This is a genomic window from Lactobacillus sp. WILCCON 0149 (assembly GCF_057197965.1).
Map to the genome: position 1 here is coordinate 1,093,295 of NZ_JBUBHO010000001.1, position 16,396 is coordinate 1,109,690.

Below are 16,396 nucleotides of genomic sequence, written 5' to 3' on the forward strand. Positions count from 1 at the left end.
AGCTGGGACAAGACCGGCAAAAAACGATACGATAATATTGCAAACGAGCCAAAGAGAAAGAAGGTGGCCAGCATGAAGGTTAAAGTTGAGCTGAATAAAGACCAGGATTTGCCCCTGGCAGTGATCTATACCGACAAAATGACTGAAGAGGTTGAGCGGGCAGTTGCTTTCCTGGAAAACAGCGCCAGCTCTGCTCCTTTAATCGCCCAGCAGGAAGACCGCCTGGTCATCATCAAGCCTAGTGACGTCATCCTTGTCCGGGTCGAAGGCGGGGATACGGTCATCTACACCGGAAAAGGCAAGTATTTTTCCAGAAAGCGCCTGTATGAGGTTTACCAGCAGCTGGGCCAGAACTTCATGCAGATTTCCAAGCAAGCCGTCGTCAACTTGATCTGCCTGGAAAGCGTTGAAGCATCTTTTAACGGGACCATGTTTCTGCGTTTAGAGCATGGTCTGTCTGATTACATTTCCCGCAAATACCTGCCCGCTTTTAAGCAGTATTTGGGGCTTTAGGAGGGGATAAAAATGTCTGCCCAGAAAAATATCCTGGTCAGTTCCTTGATCGGAATTGGCATCGCCGCCGTCTCGTCCTGCCTGGTCGGCCTGCTGCTCTTAGCAAATGGCGCAGGCAGCTTGACCATGACGGTTGCTGAATACACGCAGATGCTTGCCGGCATCGTCTTAGTCGGCCTCGGTTTTGGCCTGCCCAGCATCGTTTATCAAAACGACAAGCTGGCACCGGCCTACCAAATCTTGATCCACATGGGAACCGGCTGCCTGGTCATGACCCTGGTCAGCTTCTGGACTGGCTGGATCCCGGCTAAAGCTGGCTTTTGGCCAGCTTTCCTGACTATTGCTGGTGAAATCGCCGTAGCCTTTATCGTCTGGCTAATTTTTTACCAGCATGAAAAGAAGCTGGCTCAGAAGATGAACGATCGGATCAAGCAGCTGAAAAAGTAGCTATTAAGCAAGGTTGGAAGTGATTCCAGTCTTGTTTTTTCGTAGAAACAGGAAAGTTGAACTTGTAAAAAATAAGGAGTATCGTTTGTATATCTTTTAGATTCAATCTATAGAAATGTGAGCTAATGCAATGAAAAAATACGACTACATCATCATCGGCAGCGGCCCGGCGGCTAATCACCTGCTCTTCAAGTTAGCAAGAACTGACCGGACCGCCCTGGTCATTGAAAACAACTTGTGGGGCGGAACCTGCCCAAATACCGGCTGCCAGCCGAAGATTTTTCTGGAAGGCGCCGTCCGGCCGGTTTTGAACACTTATTATCTGACTGGCAAAGGAGTAAAAGAAGCCGCCAAGCTGGACTGGAAGACTTTGATCAAGCGCAAGAAAGAGATCTGGGCAGAATTTCGTCAAGAAGAGCGGGCCAGCATTGAAAATGACCAGGTAGACACTGTCTTTGGCAGCGGAGTGATCACTGGTCCGCATACGGTTGAGGCGGCTGGGGCGGAATATGAAGGCGAAAATATTGTCATCGCGACGGGGCTTCTTCCTCACCACTTGGAAGTGCCGGGCAGTGAGTATGCCATTACCAACGATGAATTTTTTGACTTGAATGAATTGCCGAAAAAGGCAGTCGTTATTGGGGGCGGCTATGTTGCCCTGGAGCTGGCCACGATCTTGCAGGCAGCTGGGAGTGAAGTCACGGTCTTGCAGCACTCTGACCGTTTGCTGCGGCCTTTTGACCAGGAATACGTTGAAAAATTGACGCAAATGATGGAAGAGCGCGGCATTGCGCTTCATTTGAACACGCCAGTTAAGGCAATAGGTAAAAATGCTGCTGGTTATGAAGTGACGGCAGAAAACGGACAAAAGTTTGCAGCTGACCTGGTGATCGACGCTTCTGGCCGGCGGGCTAACGTAGACGGCTTGGGCCTGGAAAAATTAGGGATCAAGTTTGATCCGGTCAAGGGCGTGGCAGTCAACGAGCACTTGCAGACTAATGTCCCGAGTATTTTTGCCGCTGGGGATGTCGCTGACAACGGGCAGATGAATCTGACGCCGGTTGCCTGGGTTGATTCCTACCACATTTATGATTTTGTCGAAAATGGTCTGACTGAAGGAGTTAAGTATCCTGCCGTAGCTACCAGCACCTTTACCTACCCGCAAGTCGCCCAGGTAGGCAAACGGGAAAGTGAAATGGCAGCTGGCGATACGGTCAAAAGAATGAAGCTGGGGTCGACTTTTGCCTCCATGGGTGAAGGCGATGAAGAGTCAGAATTAAAAGTCATCTTCAACAAGGCTGGCGAAGTGGTCGGTGCTTCAGAAATCAGCATCAATGCCGGGGATGACATCAATCTCTTCGCCCCGCTGATTGGCAAGAAGGATCCGGCAGAATTTGCCATGAACAATCTGGGCTTCGCCTTCCCGACTCTGGCCAACAAACTGGACGTTCTCTTCCGGTAAGTGTGACAGTAAGTAAAATTTGAAAAATTTTGAATTTAAGCAAAGGTTTATCCTTTGCTTTTTTCTTTGCCCGCGGATTGAAATTTGGCTGCTTTTACAGATTGATCTGCCTGTAAAAAGACCGTCAGACCGGGCTTTTTAGCTAATGACATGCGACTTTTTCCTTTGGTAAAAATCTGCTTTAATCAAAACTGAGCTTCGAACATTTGGTCGAATTGCTAAAAGTAAAGCAGTTAAGTGATGAATGTGAAAACAGAAAGGATAAAAGTGATGGCGCATTCAATTCAGCAAATCCGGGAGGGCTTAGAGAAAGCCGGCTATGTGGCTAATGACGAAATCACGACTGCCCTGTGGGCCAGCGTGAGCCGGGGCCGGCCCTTGCTTTTAGAAGGAGCTGCTGGGACTGGCAAGACCAGTCTGGCTAAGGCACTGGCAGATGGCTTAAGTCTGCCTTACCAGCGGCTGCAAATGTATGAAGGTTTGAGCGATGACAAGATTTTGTATGATTATGACTACCAAAAGCAGCTGCTGGTTATTGAGATGCTTAAGGCGCGTCTGATGGAAGAGTGCAAAGGAATGAATCTCAAGGAAGCTGAGCAGTACGCTCTTAATAAGCTTGATTTCTACGGGGATGACTTTCTCTTAGAGCGGCCAGTCTTAAAGGCAATTAGGTCGAAAAAGCAGACTGTCCTCTGCATCGATGAGCTTGACAAGGCAGATGAAGCAACTGAATACATGCTCTATGAGTTTTTAGAGAATTACTCTTTGTCCATCCCGCAATATGGAACAGTTACCTGCCAGCCAGATGAGCGGCCCATCGTCATCATTACTTCAAACGGCTATCGTGAGCTCTCTGGCCCCTTGCGTCGGAGGTGCAACTATCTTTACTTAAAGCGGAAGAAGGCGGCTGAGATGGCCAAAATTTTGGCTCTGAAGGCAAATGTTGACCGCAGCCTGGCTTTCGGCATTGCCCTGGTAGTTTCAAAGATGACTAATCTGCACTATCAGCCGTCACTTGCTGAAGCGATTGACTACGCGAGATTCCTCAGCCAGCAGGAAGACATCAGCAAAGAAACCGCCCTTTCGGCTTTAAGCATCTTGCTTAAGGATAATCGGGATTATGACAAGGGCAGGAACTTGCTCTTGAAGCACGGCGGGGAGATCTGGAGCAGAGGCAGTGATGATGAAGACGACAGCGGAAACGATTGAGCTGAAAAGCAGCTTTTTGCCAGACCTGCTAGCCTTTGGCGACTACCTGCTTAAGCTGGGCTACCAGCTGATGCCGAATTATGCGGAAGAGATTTTGGCATTACTGGCAGACAGCTTCTTTGACCAGCCCGATGTCAGCCTGTGGAATTACCAATTGCTGCTGAAGCCCTTAATGGTCAAAAGCCAGGCTGAAGCTCAGCACTTTCAAGAAGATTTAAGGAATTATTTGCAGCTGAAAAACAGCTTGCGGGATAAAGAAGAGGCCTTAGCCAGAAATCATGAGGAACTTGAGGGCGTCATGCGCAAGTTTGACCAGGAAGAGGCCAGTCTGGAGGAAGAAGGCAGACAATTGGCTCAAGAGAAGAATGGTTTGCCGGGAAGTTTTAAGATTCCAAAGACCTGGCTTAAGCGTTTAGATAAGCTGCAAGCCGAAAATGCTGCAGCCTTTAAAGCCTTGTTTGCGGATAGTCCTAAGCAGGAGTTATTTGCAAAGATGGCTAAGACTCTGGCAGACAAAGACCAGTCTGGCAAAAGAGAGATTTTTGGCCAGCGGGAAGATCTGCTGGCTGAGTTAGAAAAGGCGGCTGGCAAACTTACTGACCTGCCAGACCCCATGGCCGGCATGCAGCTCTTAGAAGAGCTGGGCAAGATCTTGAAAAGAATCGACCTCCAGGACAAACGGCTGAAAAGAGCAGGAATCAAGCAGGAGAAAAAGCAAGGCGATTTAGAGCAGAGCCGGCAAGATGCCGGGCAAGAAGCTGGCCGGCTGCAGATGAGGATTAACGAATTGCAGAGCAGGTTAACATCCCCAGGAAAGCGGGAGTGGAGCAAAGAAGCAAACCAGGGGATGAACTTCGTTGACAATACAGGCCTGTTAGCCAAGCCCTTTGCCAGCTTGTCCAAGCTTGAACGTGAACAGATCAGTGACTATGTCAATTTGTACGCTTATAAATTCAAGGCTCAAGTTGCTAAAAGACTGATTAGTCCTAGGAAAGGGAGGATTGATCTTGCGGCTAGCATCAAACTGGCCTGCAAAAGCGGCGGTGTCCCTCTTAAGCTGCAATACCAGCACCCCAAGAAGCGCCCTTGCAAGCTGGTGATCTTTTTAGACGTGTCGGGCTCCTGCATCAAAGCAGCTGAACCGCTCTTCTTATTCGCCTGCTGCTTAAGAGAGCTTTTCCCGACAGGCTGTGAGCTCTATGCCTTTGTTGACCACTTGGTGGATCTCTCAAGTGACTTAAAGGCGGGGATGGCCTATGGCGAACTTACAGAAGTATTGCGAAAGGTGCCGACCATTGGCGTCTACTCGGACTATGGCAAGCCGTTAAGAGAATACAAAGATAAACAGGGGCAGCTGAACAAGCGGACTATCATGCTCTGGATGGGGGATGCCAGAAACAACCATTTGCCTAGTGAGGAAAAGATCTTTAAAGACTTATGCCAGCGAGTGAAGAGATGCTACTGGCTTAATCCCGAAGCTAAAAGCAAATGGGATACCGGGGATTCAGTCATTGGCAGCTATGCTCCATATGTCGATGAATTGGCTGAGGTCACCAACCCGGCCTCTTTGATCAAATTTTTGTGTGAATTACAGAATTGAGGATGAAGATGAAAGAAGAAAGCAAAGTCTTAACTGAAAAAGAAGTTGACCAGCTGGTCAGTGATTTCTTTGAAAATTACGAAAGCTACTTTGACCGTCCCTTTTACTTGAAAGTGCTGGCGCAGCTTCTGGCTAAGCAGTATCTCCGGCCCAGCAGCTTAAAGGTTTGCCTGGCTTACCAATTATTGACTAAGGAGTGGCTGAAAGCTGAGCTGGCTGAGCAGACTTCCCATGAGAATAAAGACAAGCAACGCATTTACCTGGAGCCTGGTAAGCTGAAGAATTATTTGCCAAAAGAAGATTGGGATCTGGCTAGTGACTACCTGTTCCCAGGAGACAAGCAGGCTTACCTGGAACTGAGCGCTAACGGGGAAAAGCTCCTTTTACCGAGCAACAAGCGCCAGCAGCTTCAGCACTTTAAAACCAGCTTGGCTAATTGCCAGTCCTGGCAAAAGCTGCTTGACCATATCAAAGAAAATCATGCCGATCTGTCGCTTAATTGGCATTTCAAGAACCAGTCCAAGCTCGAAGTGACTTTGACGGGAAGAAAGGATCATGAGCATGCTTTTGCTTTAAAAGAGCCAGAGGCGATGGAAGAGGAGTATGACAAGTTTTTAGCCAATTCGAAGAAGAAAGAGGCAAATTACAAGAAAAAGATCAAAGAAAAGGTTGCTGCTTCTAAGCTGCGGGGGGACCTGTTAGCGCGGGCAATTGCCCAGCTTGCTTTGAGAAATGAGACGCGGATTACGCCTAACAACTGTCTGAAGATTCTGCGGGGACTGTCATATCCGGATTACGATGCCATCAACCATAGTGACTATGACAGACGTTTTCGCTTTCTGCCAAACAAGGCGATTCTGCAGGTAATTGACGCCATGCAAAAAGACGGACTGATCGCGGCCGAGGAACGCTTTTATTCTGACTATCATGTCTATTACCATGAATTGGTGCCAACTGATCTGACTGAGGAATTTCTGAATGCTGAAGCAGCTGAGGGATCAGATCTGGCTTTGCTGAAAGAGATCAATGAGTCTGCGGACAAGAGTGATCTTTCTGCTTTTAACGTTGTCAAATTAAGCCAGGAACTTTTGCAGCATCCAGCCTTGGTTTGCGTTGATCAGAGTTACCAGGCCTTTATCGACCAGCATGACTTGGCCAGAGAATACTTGAAAACCCGCCTGCAGCTGACGACCAGCAAGTTTACTAAGAAGTATCTCCGCCTGCTTTTAGAGGGGGATGCAGAAAAAAAATCCCCGGCCAAACTGTGAATGTTTGATTGGGGATGCTTGAGGATTAGTAATTTGTTCTAGTAATTTAGTGTTTAATTCTATTTTTTCGGGGGATGCTACTTGGCCAGCTGGTCAACGAAAGTCAGGTATGCTGCTTGCTCACCAGTTTCAACGGCCTTTACCTCACCCAGTTTAACCTGCCCGCTATGCAGCTGATCTTCTGGGATTTCAACGGTATGGGTTTCAGTCGCGTTGCCGATCAGTTCGATCCAGTAGCTGTGGTCCTTTTGGTGCAAGACGGTCTTGACCATGCCGCCAGGATTGTAGACAGAGATCTCTTTTTCAAAATGGCCCAGGTCCGGGTGCGTCAAGGCAAAGGCCAAAGAACTGGCCGACATCCCAGTCCCGCAGGCATTGGTAAAGCCAACGCCCCGTTCATAGGTTCTGACAAAAAGCTGGCTGTCGCCGCGGATAACGGTGTAGTTGATGTTGACCCCGTCTGAGAAGTAAGGATTATCGCCGTTCAAGTAGGCACCAAGCTCTCCTAAGACCGGGCTTTCCAGGTCTTCTTCTTTGATAAAAGCAATCAAATGGGGATTAGGCACGGCCAGAGCGCTAAAACGCCAGCCTGGAACCAATTCTGGAACCAGTGTGTCCAAAAGGCGATCGTGGCCCAGATTGTCAAAAGGCAAAGCCTCTTTGTTAAAGCGGACAGGGGAGATTTCTACCCCGAAAGCCGGCACGCCTGCCGCAAAGTCTTCGGCTTGCCGGACGGCCAGGTCTGCGTACATGGTTTCCACCTTAAACTGGCTTTCCCCGGTCTTTTCGTGCAGGTAGCGGGCAACAGTTCTAAGGCCGTTGCCGCACATTGAAGCTTCACTGCCGTCAGCATTGATTACCCGCATTTTGCCTAAAACGCCAGAGTGACTTGATTCTTCAACTGACAGGATGCCATCGGCTCCGCCAAGCAGGCCGCTCTTATGGCTAGTAAGGGTCTTGGTCAATTGCCGCAGTTCACTGTCAGTCAGCGGATTTTCCAGTTCAGTCTGGTCCAGAATGAAGAAGGAATTCTGTGACCCGTGGACTTTCAATAATTTAGTCATTTTATTCTCCTTGTGCTTCTTGCTTGAAAAAGTAGTCGTAAATCGCAGCTACTGCCTGGTCGGCATCTTTAGCTGCCGTACCCAGCATGATGGAAATTTCGGAAGCCCCTTGGTTGACCATCCGGAGAGAAATGCCTTCTCTAGATACTGGAGTGGCGATGTCCCGCATGACCCCGATCCGGTCCCGCATGCCTTCACCGACCAGCATGATGATCGCGTAGTCGCTGATCCATTCCAGGTGGTCTGGGTTGACTTCATTTTGAATTTCGTTGCAGACTTGATCGATGAGCTCATCGTTTAAGGCGTCCTTGTCAAAGATGATCGTCAGGTCGTCAATCCCAGTTGGCATGTGTTCGTAGGAAAGCTTGTGCTTGCTTAAGATCTGCAGAATGCGGAGGGTAAAGCCAACTTCCTTGTTGAGCAGGTACTTGTGCAGGTAAAGAGCACCAAAGTGCTTGCCGCTGGCGATCCCGGTAATGATGGTTTCCGGCTTGAAGCCTTTTTCCGGCACGATCATGGTTCCGCGCTTTTCCGGGTGCTGGGTGTTCTTGACGTTGATTGGAATCTGCCCTTGAATAGCCGGGATCAAGGCTTCATCGTGAAAGACAGAGAAGCCAGCGTAAGACAGTTCCCGCATTTCCCGGTAGGTCATCGTGTGAATCGGCTGAGGCTGGTCAACCACCTTAGGGTTAGCTGAGAAAATAGCGTCGACATCAGTAAAGTTTTCATATAGGTCGGCATGGAAGCCTCTGGCCAAAATAGCACCGGTAATGTCTGAACCGCCTCTTGAAAAAGTGGCGATGTGACCGGCCAGAGTATAGCCGTAAAAGCCTGGGAAAATCAGCTTTTCATCAGCATCATAGGCAAAGTTGTCCAAGAGCTGGTAGCTTTCTGGGTTGACAGAGGCGTTATTTGGACTCCCGGTGACGATGATCCCTGCTTCTTTAGGGTCGACGTAGCGGGCCTTTACTCCCTGGCTTTGCAGAATCTTGGCGATCAACTTGGCATTTAACCGTTCGCCGTGCGCCTTAAAGGCCGCTTGCAGGTAGTTCTTGTTTGGATATGGCTGCTTTGGCAAATCCAGCAGAATTTCTTTCAAGGGCAAGAGCTCTTCCGTTGGCAAGTTAAAGTATTCGCCAATTTCAACGTAGCGTTGGAAGATCCGGTCAGCAACTTCAAGTCCGTTTCTGCCATGATTGATTTCATGGGCATACTTGATCAAGAGGTCAGTGACCTTGATATCTTCGTCAAAGCGTTTGCCTGGGGCAGACGTAACGACAACTTGTCTTTCAGCTTCAGCGGTAATGATCTTTAAAGCATTTTCTACAGCAGGGCCGCTAGCCAGGGAACTGCCACCAAACTTAACTACTTTCATTTTGCTACTCTCTTTCATATTCAGTCTTTTAATCAGAATTTAAGTTTAATCAGAATGGACTTTACCATTTTTCTCCGGAAAATGCAAAAAAAGATTTCGATAATTCATGGCTAATCGCACCTATTCACTGCTATACCAATGAATCGGGCGGACTATGAATAAAAAATATGCAAATAAAAGATAAAAAAGCCGTTGACAAGATGAAGCTAGTATTATAAACTGATTACAAATTGAAGAGGCGCAACCGACAAGAGTAAAGCAAGAGAGCCCGCCAGGCGAAGAACTTGCAAGAAAGGGGAGGTTGCCGAAGCGTCCGCATTGGCAAGGCGGATTGGCTGGGCTATGGCTTAAGAGGCCATGGACTGTCGCAGGGAAGGTACCTGCGTTGCGCTTGCAATTTGACGTGAAATTTAATTTTGAATTTTTCGGGCTCCAGATTGTTAAGGCGATCTGGAGCTTTTTCTTTGCCTCTTCAAAGTAATCATCAACAGAAACAGAATAGTTTAGAAAGAGAAAGATACAATGGCAGAATTAGACGCACAAAGCATTATCAATTACATTGGTTCAGCACCAAAGAAGACCCCAGTCAAGGTTTACTTGAGAGGAGCAAATCTGGACCAGGTCACTTTCCCGGAAGGCACGGATCCTTTTGTCAGCGGTCAAGCTGGGGTAGTTTTCGGTGACTGGCAAGTTCTTAAGCCATTTTTGGCAGAACATGAAGCTGACTTTGAATCAGTCCGTGTGGAAAACACTGCCCGCAATTCCGCTGTTCCTTTGCTGGATCTCAAGGAAATCAATGCCCGGATTGAACCAGGCGCTATCATCCGTGACCAAGTCTTGATTGGTGACAATGCGGTTATCATGATGGGAGCCGTGATCAACATCGGCGCGGAAATCGGTGCCGGCTCCATGATCGACATGGGGGCAATCTTAGGCGGCCGGGCCATCGTTGGCAAGAATTGCCACATCGGTGCCGGTACGGTCTTAGCTGGTGTGGTTGAACCAGCTTCAGCCTTGCCAGTCCGCGTCGACGATGATGTTTTGATCGGTGCCAACGCAGTTGTTTTGGAAGGCGTTCACGTTGGTGAAGGCGCGGTTGTCGCAGCCGGTGCGGTCGTAACCAAGGACGTGGCTCCGCACACGGTTGTTGCCGGTGTTCCTGCCAAGGTAATCAAGGAAGTCGATGCCAAGACTGAAAGCAAGACTGGTCTGGAAGAAGACCTGCGCAAGCTGTAAAGAAAAAGAATCGATTAGTCCAAGCAAACAGAAGTTAGTCCACATTAAGGAAGTTTTTATATGGCAGTATTGACCGAAGCCGAGTTGCTTCAAATCCGGCGCCAGCTCCACCAGATCCCGGAATTGGCCTTAGAAGAATATCAAACCCACGCTTATCTCTTGGATGTGATCAAGCAGATGAAGCAAGACTACCTGGAAATCAAAGAGCCGGCTGAATTGCCAACCGCTCTCCTGGTTCTGGTCAAGGGGTCAAAGGCCAAACGGACCATTGGTTACCGGGCTGATATTGACGCTCTGCCGGTAACTGAGGCAACCGGCCTGCCATTTGCTTCCAGACATCCGGGCGTAATGCATGCCTGCGGACACGACATCCACATGACTGTGGCCTTGGGCATCCTTAGCTATTTTAGTGAGCATCAGCCAACTGACAACCTCCTTTTCTTCTTCCAGCCGGCTGAAGAGAGCGAGAGCGGCGGCATGAAGGCCTACCAGCTGGGACTTTTCACTGGCAAGTGGCATGTTGATGAATTCTACGGCCTGCACGACAATCCAAGCCTGCCAGCTGGAGCGATTGGCTGCCGGAATGGCACCTTGTTTGCCGGGACGACTGAAGTCAACATCGATATTCAAGGCAAAGGCGGGCACGCTGCCTTCCCGCAGCTGTCAAATGACGCGGTTGTCGCGGCAGCTGCCTTGATCATGCAGGTTCAGACTATCATTTCCAGAAATATCGACCCGATTCAAAGCGGAGTTATTACTTTGGGCAAGGTTACTGCCGGCAAGATCAGAAACGTAATCGCGGATTCAGCCAGAATTGAAGGCACGATCCGGGGCCTAACCCAGAGTATGATCGAACTGATCGACAAAAGACTGGCTGAAGTCTGCCAGGGAATTGAGCTGAGCTTTGGCGTCAAAGTCAAGCTGGAACTCAACCAAGGCGGCTACTGGCCGGTTGAAAACAACCCGGAATTGACGAGAAACTTCATTAATTACATGGAGCAGGCTGACGGAGTTGAATATGTCGAAACAGCACCAGCCATGACCGGGGAAGACTTCGGCTACCTCCTGGCCCAGATCCCGGGAACTATGTTCTGGCTGGGCGTTGAAGACGATTCACCCCTGCACTCAGCAACATTAAAACCGCAGGAAAGTTCAATCAGCCGCGGCATCGCGGCAATTACCGGCTTTTTGGAATACCGGATGACGGAAGACTAAATAGACAATAGAGGCAAAGACAATGAACCAAAACTTACAAAACGCGGACTTACTGACAGCAATCATTACGCCTTTTACGGAAGACGGAGAGATCGACTTTGCCAGCTTGACTGAATTAACCAATAATTTGATTAACCAAGGCTCTAACGGCTTTGTGATCGGGGGGACAACCGGGGAGACGCCTACTTTGACCAATGACGAAAAGATCGCCCTGTACACCCGCTTTGGCCAGATTGTAAACGGCCGGGTACCGGTCATCGCCGGCACTGGCAGCAACAACACGGCTGAAACCATTGCTTTTACTGAAGAAGTCGCCCAAATTCCAGGCATCGACTATGCTTTGGTCGTAGTTCCGCCATACAACAAGCCAAACCAGCGGTCAATGATTGCCCACTTTACAGCAGTAGCTGACCAGGTTCACATTCCAGTAGTCATCTATAACATCCCTGGCCGGACTGGGGTTAAAATGGAAGTGTCAACTATTTTACAGCTGGCCCAGCATCCCAATATTGCCGGTATCAAGCAGTGCGCCAGCCTGGAAGAAATCGAAGAGATCGTGTCCGGCCGGCCAGTAAACTTCGCCGTCTTTACTGGTGAAGATGCCCAGGCACTTACTGCCAGAGTCTTGGGTGCTGACGGGGTCATTTCAGTTGCCAGCCACCTGTATACGCCAAGAATGCGGGAGATGTACGATGAACTTTACGCGGGCAATTTTGCCTTGGCCGGCAGTCTGCAGCGCTGGCTGACCCCACGGATGAACGCTTTGTTCATGTTCCCATCCCCGTCCCCAGTTAAGGCAGCTTTATCAGCCATGGGCTACCAGGTAGGAGGCTTACGGTTGCCACTTGTAGCCTTGAATAATGAAGAAAAGGAAGAATTGGCAACTGCTTTGAAGCTGCCAAAGGATGCATTAGCTGGCCAGCTGACGCGTGAAATGTTAGAAGGAGAGTAAGATGCCAAGAATTTTATTGGCCGGTTTTGCCGGCTCAATGGGGCAGCAAGTCGTTAAATTAGTAGAAAGCCTGCCAGACTTTGAAATTACGGCTGGCCTGGCCCACCATTTAAAGAGCAGCGATCCAGCAGACTATGGCCTGCCAGCGGATGCTAAGCTCTACAGCAGTCTGGATGACATTCCGGCAGCTGCCGCCGACATTTGGGTTGACTTTACTGTTCCAGCCTCTGTCTATCAAAACGTACGTTATGCCTTGGAAAATGGCTACCGGCCAATCGTGGGGACGACTGGCTTGACTGACCAGCAAGAAGCAGAGCTGAAGCAATTAGCCAAGGAAAAGGGGACTGGCGGCTTGATCGCGCCAAACTTCGGCATGTCAGCTGTTTTATTGATGAAGTTTGCCCAGGAAGCGGCCAAGTACTTCCCAGACGTTGAAATCATCGAAATGCACCACGAAGACAAGAAAGATGCTCCATCAGGCACGGCTCTGGCAACCGCCAAGTTGATCGCTGAAGTCCGTGAGCCCCACCAAACTGCTCCAGACACGACTGAAAGCCTGCCAGGTGCAAGGGGCGGTGATTACCAAGGCATCAAGCTGCACGCGGTTCGTTTGCCCGGCTACGTTGCCCATGAACAGGTTCTTTTTGGCGGCAAGGGGGAAGCCTTGACCATCCGGCAGGACTCCTTTGACCGGTCATCCTTCATGAGCGGGGTCAAGGTTGCCTTGGAAAAGGCAGCTGACTTAGACCAGCTTTATGTCGGCCTGGAAAACATTTTGTAGAAAGTATCTTTTGTTTTTAGATAGAAAGACGATCATCATGCCAGAAACAGATCCTAACTTGCGGGATTTAGGCAACAAAAATCTTGCTAAAATCGCGCCTTCAGCCATCCGGGCTTTTGACGAAGAAATTTCCCAAATCCCGGGAATCATCAAGCTCACCTTGGGCGAACCAGACTTCGCAGTGCCAGACCATGTTAAAAGAGCCGCTATCAGAGGAATTGAAGCAGATGACTCCCACTATGGGCCATCAAAGGGGAAGCTGGCCTTGCGCCAAGCCATCAGCAAGTACCTCTTGTCAACCAGACAGGTTGACTACGACCCGGAGACTGAAATCATCGTAACTGACGGGGCTACTGAAGCAATTACGGCTACTCTGCTGGGACTTTTAAATCCCGGTGACAAGGTTTTAGTGCCAACACCAGTCTTTTCCCTTTACTTCACCAACATTGAAATGGCAGGCGGGGAAGTGGTGATGATCGATACTTCAGATACTGGCTTCAATTTGACGCCAGAACGGCTGGAAGCGGAGATTGAGGCGGCTGGTGACCAGGTTAAGGCAATCATGCTCAACTACCCATGCAACCCAACTGGGCGGACTTATTCAAAAGCTGAATTAACTGCTTTGGCGGAAGTGATTAAGAAGCACCACTTGTTGGCAATCTGTGATGAAATCTACAGTGAACTGACTTACGACCAAGAACACTTCTCCTTGGCAAGCTTGTTGCCTGGGCAGGTAATCTTGATCAGCGGCTTGTCTAAGTCACACGCCATGACTGGCTACCGGCTTGGCTATATCGCGGCTCCGGCAAGTTTATTGCCAAATGTCGCAAAGGCACACAGCTTCATGGTGACCTGCGTGGACAACATTGCCCAAGATGCGGCGATTGAAGCTTTGACAAATGGTCTTGAGGATCCAAAGGAATTTAAGGCTGCCTACCAACGCCGGCGGGACTTTATGGTTGAGAATCTGACCAAGCTCGGTTTTGAAATGGCCGTTCCGCAAGGGGCATTTTACATCTTTGCCAAGATTCCGGAGAAATTCGGCAGTGATGACTTTGCCTTTGCCAAAGATGTGGCCAGAAAGGCTCGAGTAGGTCTGATTCCAGGCAGCGTATTTGGCGAAGGATCAGCTGGCTATGTCCGCTTCTCTTATGCGGCAGCTGACGACAAGCTGGCAGAAGTAGTTAAGCGGCTTGGCGAATATGTGACTCAGCTCTAATATTTTTCCTAAGACAGCTCTTCGCTGTCTTTTTTGGTGCCGAATGATATAATTTAGAAAGAATCTAAAGAATCAATATGACAAGGAGCATTTAAATAATGTCTGAATACCCACAACTTAACCTTGACCAAGTCAAGGGCCCAAAGGCGACTATCAAGACCAACCACGGCGACATCGTCATCCAGCTTTTCCCAGAAGAAGCACCAATGACCGTTGAAAACTTCGTCCGCTTGGCACAAAAGGGCTACTACGACGGCGTAACCTTCCACCGGGTGATCAGCGACTTCATGATCCAAGGCGGGGACCCGGAAGGTACTGGTGCCGGCGGTCAAAGCATCTGGGGCCACAACTTTGAAGACGAATTCTCTAACGAACTCTTCAACCTGCGCGGGGCTTTATCAATGGCCAACGCTGGTCCAAACACCAACGGCTCACAATTCTTTATCGTGCAAAACAAAAACATGCCGAAGCGCTTCATTCAACAATTGCGCGATGCTCAATACCCAGAAGAAGTTGTCAAGGCTTACAAGCAAGGTGGCACGCCATGGCTTGACCACAGACACACTGTTTTTGGCCATGTAACTGACGGCATGGATGTTGTTGACGAAATTGCCAAGGTTGCCAAGGATGGCAACGACAAGCCACTTGAAGACGTGGTAATCACGACTGTTGAGATTGCTGACTAAGAGTAAGTAAGAAAGGTTTGCGTGAACAAGAGTGAAGTTAAAACGGCTTTGGCTCGTTAAGTTATTATTTGTACTGGCTTTTGCCATTATTTTGGCGCCAAAGGCAAAGACTACGGCAGCTTCAGATGCTGACAAACCGTTTTACAAGAATGCCATGGTCAACACTTATGTCTACGACGAAAAAGGCAAACGGACCAAGGACAAGAAGATCACGGCCGGCAAGGCCGTTGGTTGCTACAGCTTGATCAATTATGTCGATGACAAGCCGTATATCATGATCGGCCAGAACAAGTATGTGGCATATATGAACGTGATTGGCTTGGATTGCCAGCTGAACCACAACAGCTACATTTATTCCAGCAGCGGCAAACGGATGAAAAATTCCGGAGTTTTGCTGAAGAATGGCTCGGTAACTGTCTACGGCGGCAAGAAAAAGATCAATGGCAGCAAGTACTGGGCAATTGGTGTTGGCTTGTATGTCAAGGCAAGCAATATCGAAACGCCTAAAGGCGAAGTGACTAGCGATCCAACTACGCAGAACCAAACAACTGAACCGCAAACATCTTAAACTTGAGCACTGCAAATGCAGTGCTTTTTTGTTTGGAGGGGATACGATTTCGTTTTAATCTAATAGTTCGAATAATACATATTATGTAAAGCTGAATGGAAGAATCTGCGCGAGAGGACGCTGATTACCCGCAGATGGTCATTTTGCACGGTAGTATTTGATACTGCGCTCTGATATAATTCAGATAATCTTTTTGACAATTGCTTTTAGATTGGAGATGAAATCAATGTTTAGCTACAAGATCAACGATGAATTAGAGTTAGCCGTGCCAAGACTGACTGATGGCGAAGCCTTGTATGACTTGATTGACAGAAACCGGGACAATTTGTCCTACTACTTGCCTTGGGTTGATCACGTTCATGACGTGCAAGCTGAGACTGACGCTATAAAGCGTGGTTTAGTCAGGTTTGCTGAAGGCAAAGCCTTGGACCTGCACATTTGGTACCATGGCCGTTTAGCTGGTAAAGTCAGCTTAAATTCAATTGATGCGATGTATTCCGAGGCAGATATTGGCTACTTTTTGGGCAAAGAATTTAGAGGCCGCGGGATCATGACGCTGGCTACCCGGGCAATTATCGATATCGCCTTTGAGGAATATGGCCTGCACAGAATTCAGCTGCAGTGCGCTGTAGACAATCTGCCAAGCAATAATGTGGCTAAACGACTGGGGATGCGGTTTGAAGGCTGCCATAAGGGCCGGCTGATCCTCAGAGACGGCTACCATGACAGCAATGAGTACGCGGTGCTTGCTGAAGAATGGCCTGATTTGCAGGAAAAGTTCTGATCTGCCCTTGCTTAGAG

Annotated in this window: 16 protein-coding genes and 1 riboswitch; of the genes, 14 read left to right on the forward strand and 2 right to left on the reverse strand. The window is 48.9% G+C overall.

All coding sequences use genetic code 11. The features are described 5' to 3' along the window. The first annotated feature begins 72 nt into the window (after positions 1-72). The 6 genes from ACYVUV_RS05150 (at position 73) to ACYVUV_RS05175 (ending at position 6,499) form a co-directional block, all read left to right on the forward strand. Positions 73-513: a LytTR family DNA-binding domain-containing protein gene (locus tag ACYVUV_RS05150; protein WP_439775542.1), complete on the forward strand. Its 441-nt coding sequence runs from the start codon at positions 73-75 to the stop codon at positions 511-513. Positions 514-525: 12 nt separating this feature from the next. Continuing rightward, complete coding sequence (locus ACYVUV_RS05155) at positions 526-960, forward strand: DUF3021 domain-containing protein (protein WP_439775541.1); 435 nt, start codon at positions 526-528, stop codon at positions 958-960. A 130-nt stretch (positions 961-1,090) separates the two neighbouring features. Next, complete coding sequence (locus tag ACYVUV_RS05160; protein WP_484499135.1) at positions 1,091-2,422, forward strand: dihydrolipoyl dehydrogenase family protein; 1,332 nt, start codon at positions 1,091-1,093, stop codon at positions 2,420-2,422. Positions 2,423-2,692: 270 nt separating this feature from the next. Further along, positions 2,693-3,631 (forward strand): AAA family ATPase, encoded by a 939-nt coding sequence (locus ACYVUV_RS05165; protein WP_439775006.1) that lies wholly within the window; start codon positions 2,693-2,695, stop codon positions 3,629-3,631. Beyond that, positions 3,603-5,231 carry a VWA domain-containing protein gene (locus ACYVUV_RS05170; protein ID WP_439775005.1) on the forward strand — a complete coding sequence of 543 codons (1,629 nt, stop codon included), beginning with the start codon at positions 3,603-3,605 and terminating at the stop codon, positions 5,229-5,231. Before ACYVUV_RS05165 ends, ACYVUV_RS05170 begins: the two co-directional genes overlap by 29 nt. Positions 5,232-5,239: 8 nt before the next feature. Beyond that, a complete protein-coding gene (locus tag ACYVUV_RS05175) occupies positions 5,240-6,499 on the forward strand; it encodes a hypothetical protein (RefSeq protein WP_439775004.1) in 1,260 nt (419 codons plus the stop codon). A gap of 77 nt (positions 6,500-6,576) precedes the next feature. Here the strand turns inward: ACYVUV_RS05175 and dapF are convergent, their stop codons facing one another. Beyond that, the gene (gene dapF / locus ACYVUV_RS05180; protein WP_484499136.1) at positions 6,577-7,563 is read right to left on the reverse strand and encodes a diaminopimelate epimerase; all 987 of its coding nucleotides are present in this window, start codon (positions 7,561-7,563) and stop codon (positions 6,577-6,579) included. 1 nt (position 7,564) lies between these two features. Next, positions 7,565-8,938, reverse strand: coding sequence for an aspartate kinase (locus ACYVUV_RS05185; protein ID WP_439775002.1), 1,374 nt, complete (start codon positions 8,936-8,938; stop codon positions 7,565-7,567). Between the two features lie 225 nt (positions 8,939-9,163). Continuing rightward, positions 9,164-9,340: riboswitch (Lysine riboswitch) on the forward strand. A 120-nt stretch (positions 9,341-9,460) separates the two neighbouring features. On the opposite strand from ACYVUV_RS05185, the gene dapD reads away from it, so the two are divergent. The 8 genes from dapD to ACYVUV_RS05225 all read left to right on the forward strand — a co-directional run bounded on the left by dapD (position 9,461) and on the right by ACYVUV_RS05225 (position 16,379). Further along, complete coding sequence (gene dapD, locus ACYVUV_RS05190) at positions 9,461-10,174, forward strand: 2,3,4,5-tetrahydropyridine-2,6-dicarboxylate N-acetyltransferase (protein WP_439775001.1); 714 nt, start codon at positions 9,461-9,463, stop codon at positions 10,172-10,174. A 60-nt stretch (positions 10,175-10,234) separates the two neighbouring features. Beyond that, positions 10,235-11,389 (forward strand): N-acetyldiaminopimelate deacetylase, encoded by a 1,155-nt coding sequence (locus tag ACYVUV_RS05195; protein WP_439775000.1) that lies wholly within the window; start codon positions 10,235-10,237, stop codon positions 11,387-11,389. Between the two features lie 22 nt (positions 11,390-11,411). Further along, positions 11,412-12,341 carry a 4-hydroxy-tetrahydrodipicolinate synthase gene (dapA, locus tag ACYVUV_RS05200; protein WP_439774999.1) on the forward strand — a complete coding sequence of 310 codons (930 nt, stop codon included), beginning with the start codon at positions 11,412-11,414 and terminating at the stop codon, positions 12,339-12,341. Between the two features lies 1 nt (position 12,342). Next, a complete protein-coding gene (gene dapB / locus ACYVUV_RS05205) occupies positions 12,343-13,122 on the forward strand; it encodes a 4-hydroxy-tetrahydrodipicolinate reductase (protein ID WP_484499137.1) in 780 nt (259 codons plus the stop codon). Positions 13,123-13,159: 37 nt separating this feature from the next. Then, positions 13,160-14,341 (forward strand): aminotransferase class I/II-fold pyridoxal phosphate-dependent enzyme, encoded by a 1,182-nt coding sequence (locus ACYVUV_RS05210; RefSeq protein ID WP_484499138.1) that lies wholly within the window; start codon positions 13,160-13,162, stop codon positions 14,339-14,341. 98 nt (positions 14,342-14,439) lie between these two features. Next, the gene (locus ACYVUV_RS05215; RefSeq protein ID WP_439775078.1) at positions 14,440-15,027 is read left to right on the forward strand and encodes a peptidylprolyl isomerase; all 588 of its coding nucleotides are present in this window, start codon (positions 14,440-14,442) and stop codon (positions 15,025-15,027) included. Between the two features lie 31 nt (positions 15,028-15,058). Continuing rightward, entirely contained in the window at positions 15,059-15,595 is a 537-nt protein-coding gene (locus tag ACYVUV_RS05220) for an SLAP domain-containing protein (protein WP_439775079.1), read from the forward strand. A 226-nt stretch (positions 15,596-15,821) separates the two neighbouring features. Beyond that, complete coding sequence (locus ACYVUV_RS05225; RefSeq protein WP_439775080.1) at positions 15,822-16,379, forward strand: GNAT family N-acetyltransferase; 558 nt, start codon at positions 15,822-15,824, stop codon at positions 16,377-16,379. Positions 16,380-16,396 lie beyond the last annotated feature (17 nt).

Excerpts from the sequence above, each read along its gene's own strand:
- ACYVUV_RS05150 (WP_439775542.1), top strand. The coding sequence starts at position 73 with ATGAAGGTTAAAGTTGAGCTGAATAAAGACCAGGATTTGCCCCTGGCA.
- ACYVUV_RS05155 (WP_439775541.1), top strand. The coding sequence starts at position 526 with ATGTCTGCCCAGAAAAATATCCTGGTCAGTTCCTTGATCGGAATTGGC.
- ACYVUV_RS05160 (WP_484499135.1), top strand. The coding sequence starts at position 1,091 with ATGAAAAAATACGACTACATCATCATCGGCAGCGGCCCGGCGGCTAAT.
- ACYVUV_RS05165 (WP_439775006.1), top strand. The coding sequence starts at position 2,693 with ATGGCGCATTCAATTCAGCAAATCCGGGAGGGCTTAGAGAAAGCCGGC.
- ACYVUV_RS05170 (WP_439775005.1), top strand. The coding sequence starts at position 3,603 with ATGATGAAGACGACAGCGGAAACGATTGAGCTGAAAAGCAGCTTTTTG.
- ACYVUV_RS05175 (WP_439775004.1), top strand. The coding sequence starts at position 5,240 with ATGAAAGAAGAAAGCAAAGTCTTAACTGAAAAAGAAGTTGACCAGCTG.
- dapF (WP_484499136.1), bottom strand. The coding sequence starts at position 7,563 with ATGACTAAATTATTGAAAGTCCACGGGTCACAGAATTCCTTCTTCATT.
- ACYVUV_RS05185 (WP_439775002.1), bottom strand. The coding sequence starts at position 8,938 with ATGAAAGTAGTTAAGTTTGGTGGCAGTTCCCTGGCTAGCGGCCCTGCT.
- dapD (WP_439775001.1), top strand. The coding sequence starts at position 9,461 with ATGGCAGAATTAGACGCACAAAGCATTATCAATTACATTGGTTCAGCA.
- ACYVUV_RS05195 (WP_439775000.1), top strand. The coding sequence starts at position 10,235 with ATGGCAGTATTGACCGAAGCCGAGTTGCTTCAAATCCGGCGCCAGCTC.
- dapA (WP_439774999.1), top strand. The coding sequence starts at position 11,412 with ATGAACCAAAACTTACAAAACGCGGACTTACTGACAGCAATCATTACG.
- dapB (WP_484499137.1), top strand. The coding sequence starts at position 12,343 with ATGCCAAGAATTTTATTGGCCGGTTTTGCCGGCTCAATGGGGCAGCAA.
- ACYVUV_RS05210 (WP_484499138.1), top strand. The coding sequence starts at position 13,160 with ATGCCAGAAACAGATCCTAACTTGCGGGATTTAGGCAACAAAAATCTT.
- ACYVUV_RS05215 (WP_439775078.1), top strand. The coding sequence starts at position 14,440 with ATGTCTGAATACCCACAACTTAACCTTGACCAAGTCAAGGGCCCAAAG.
- ACYVUV_RS05225 (WP_439775080.1), top strand. The coding sequence starts at position 15,822 with ATGTTTAGCTACAAGATCAACGATGAATTAGAGTTAGCCGTGCCAAGA.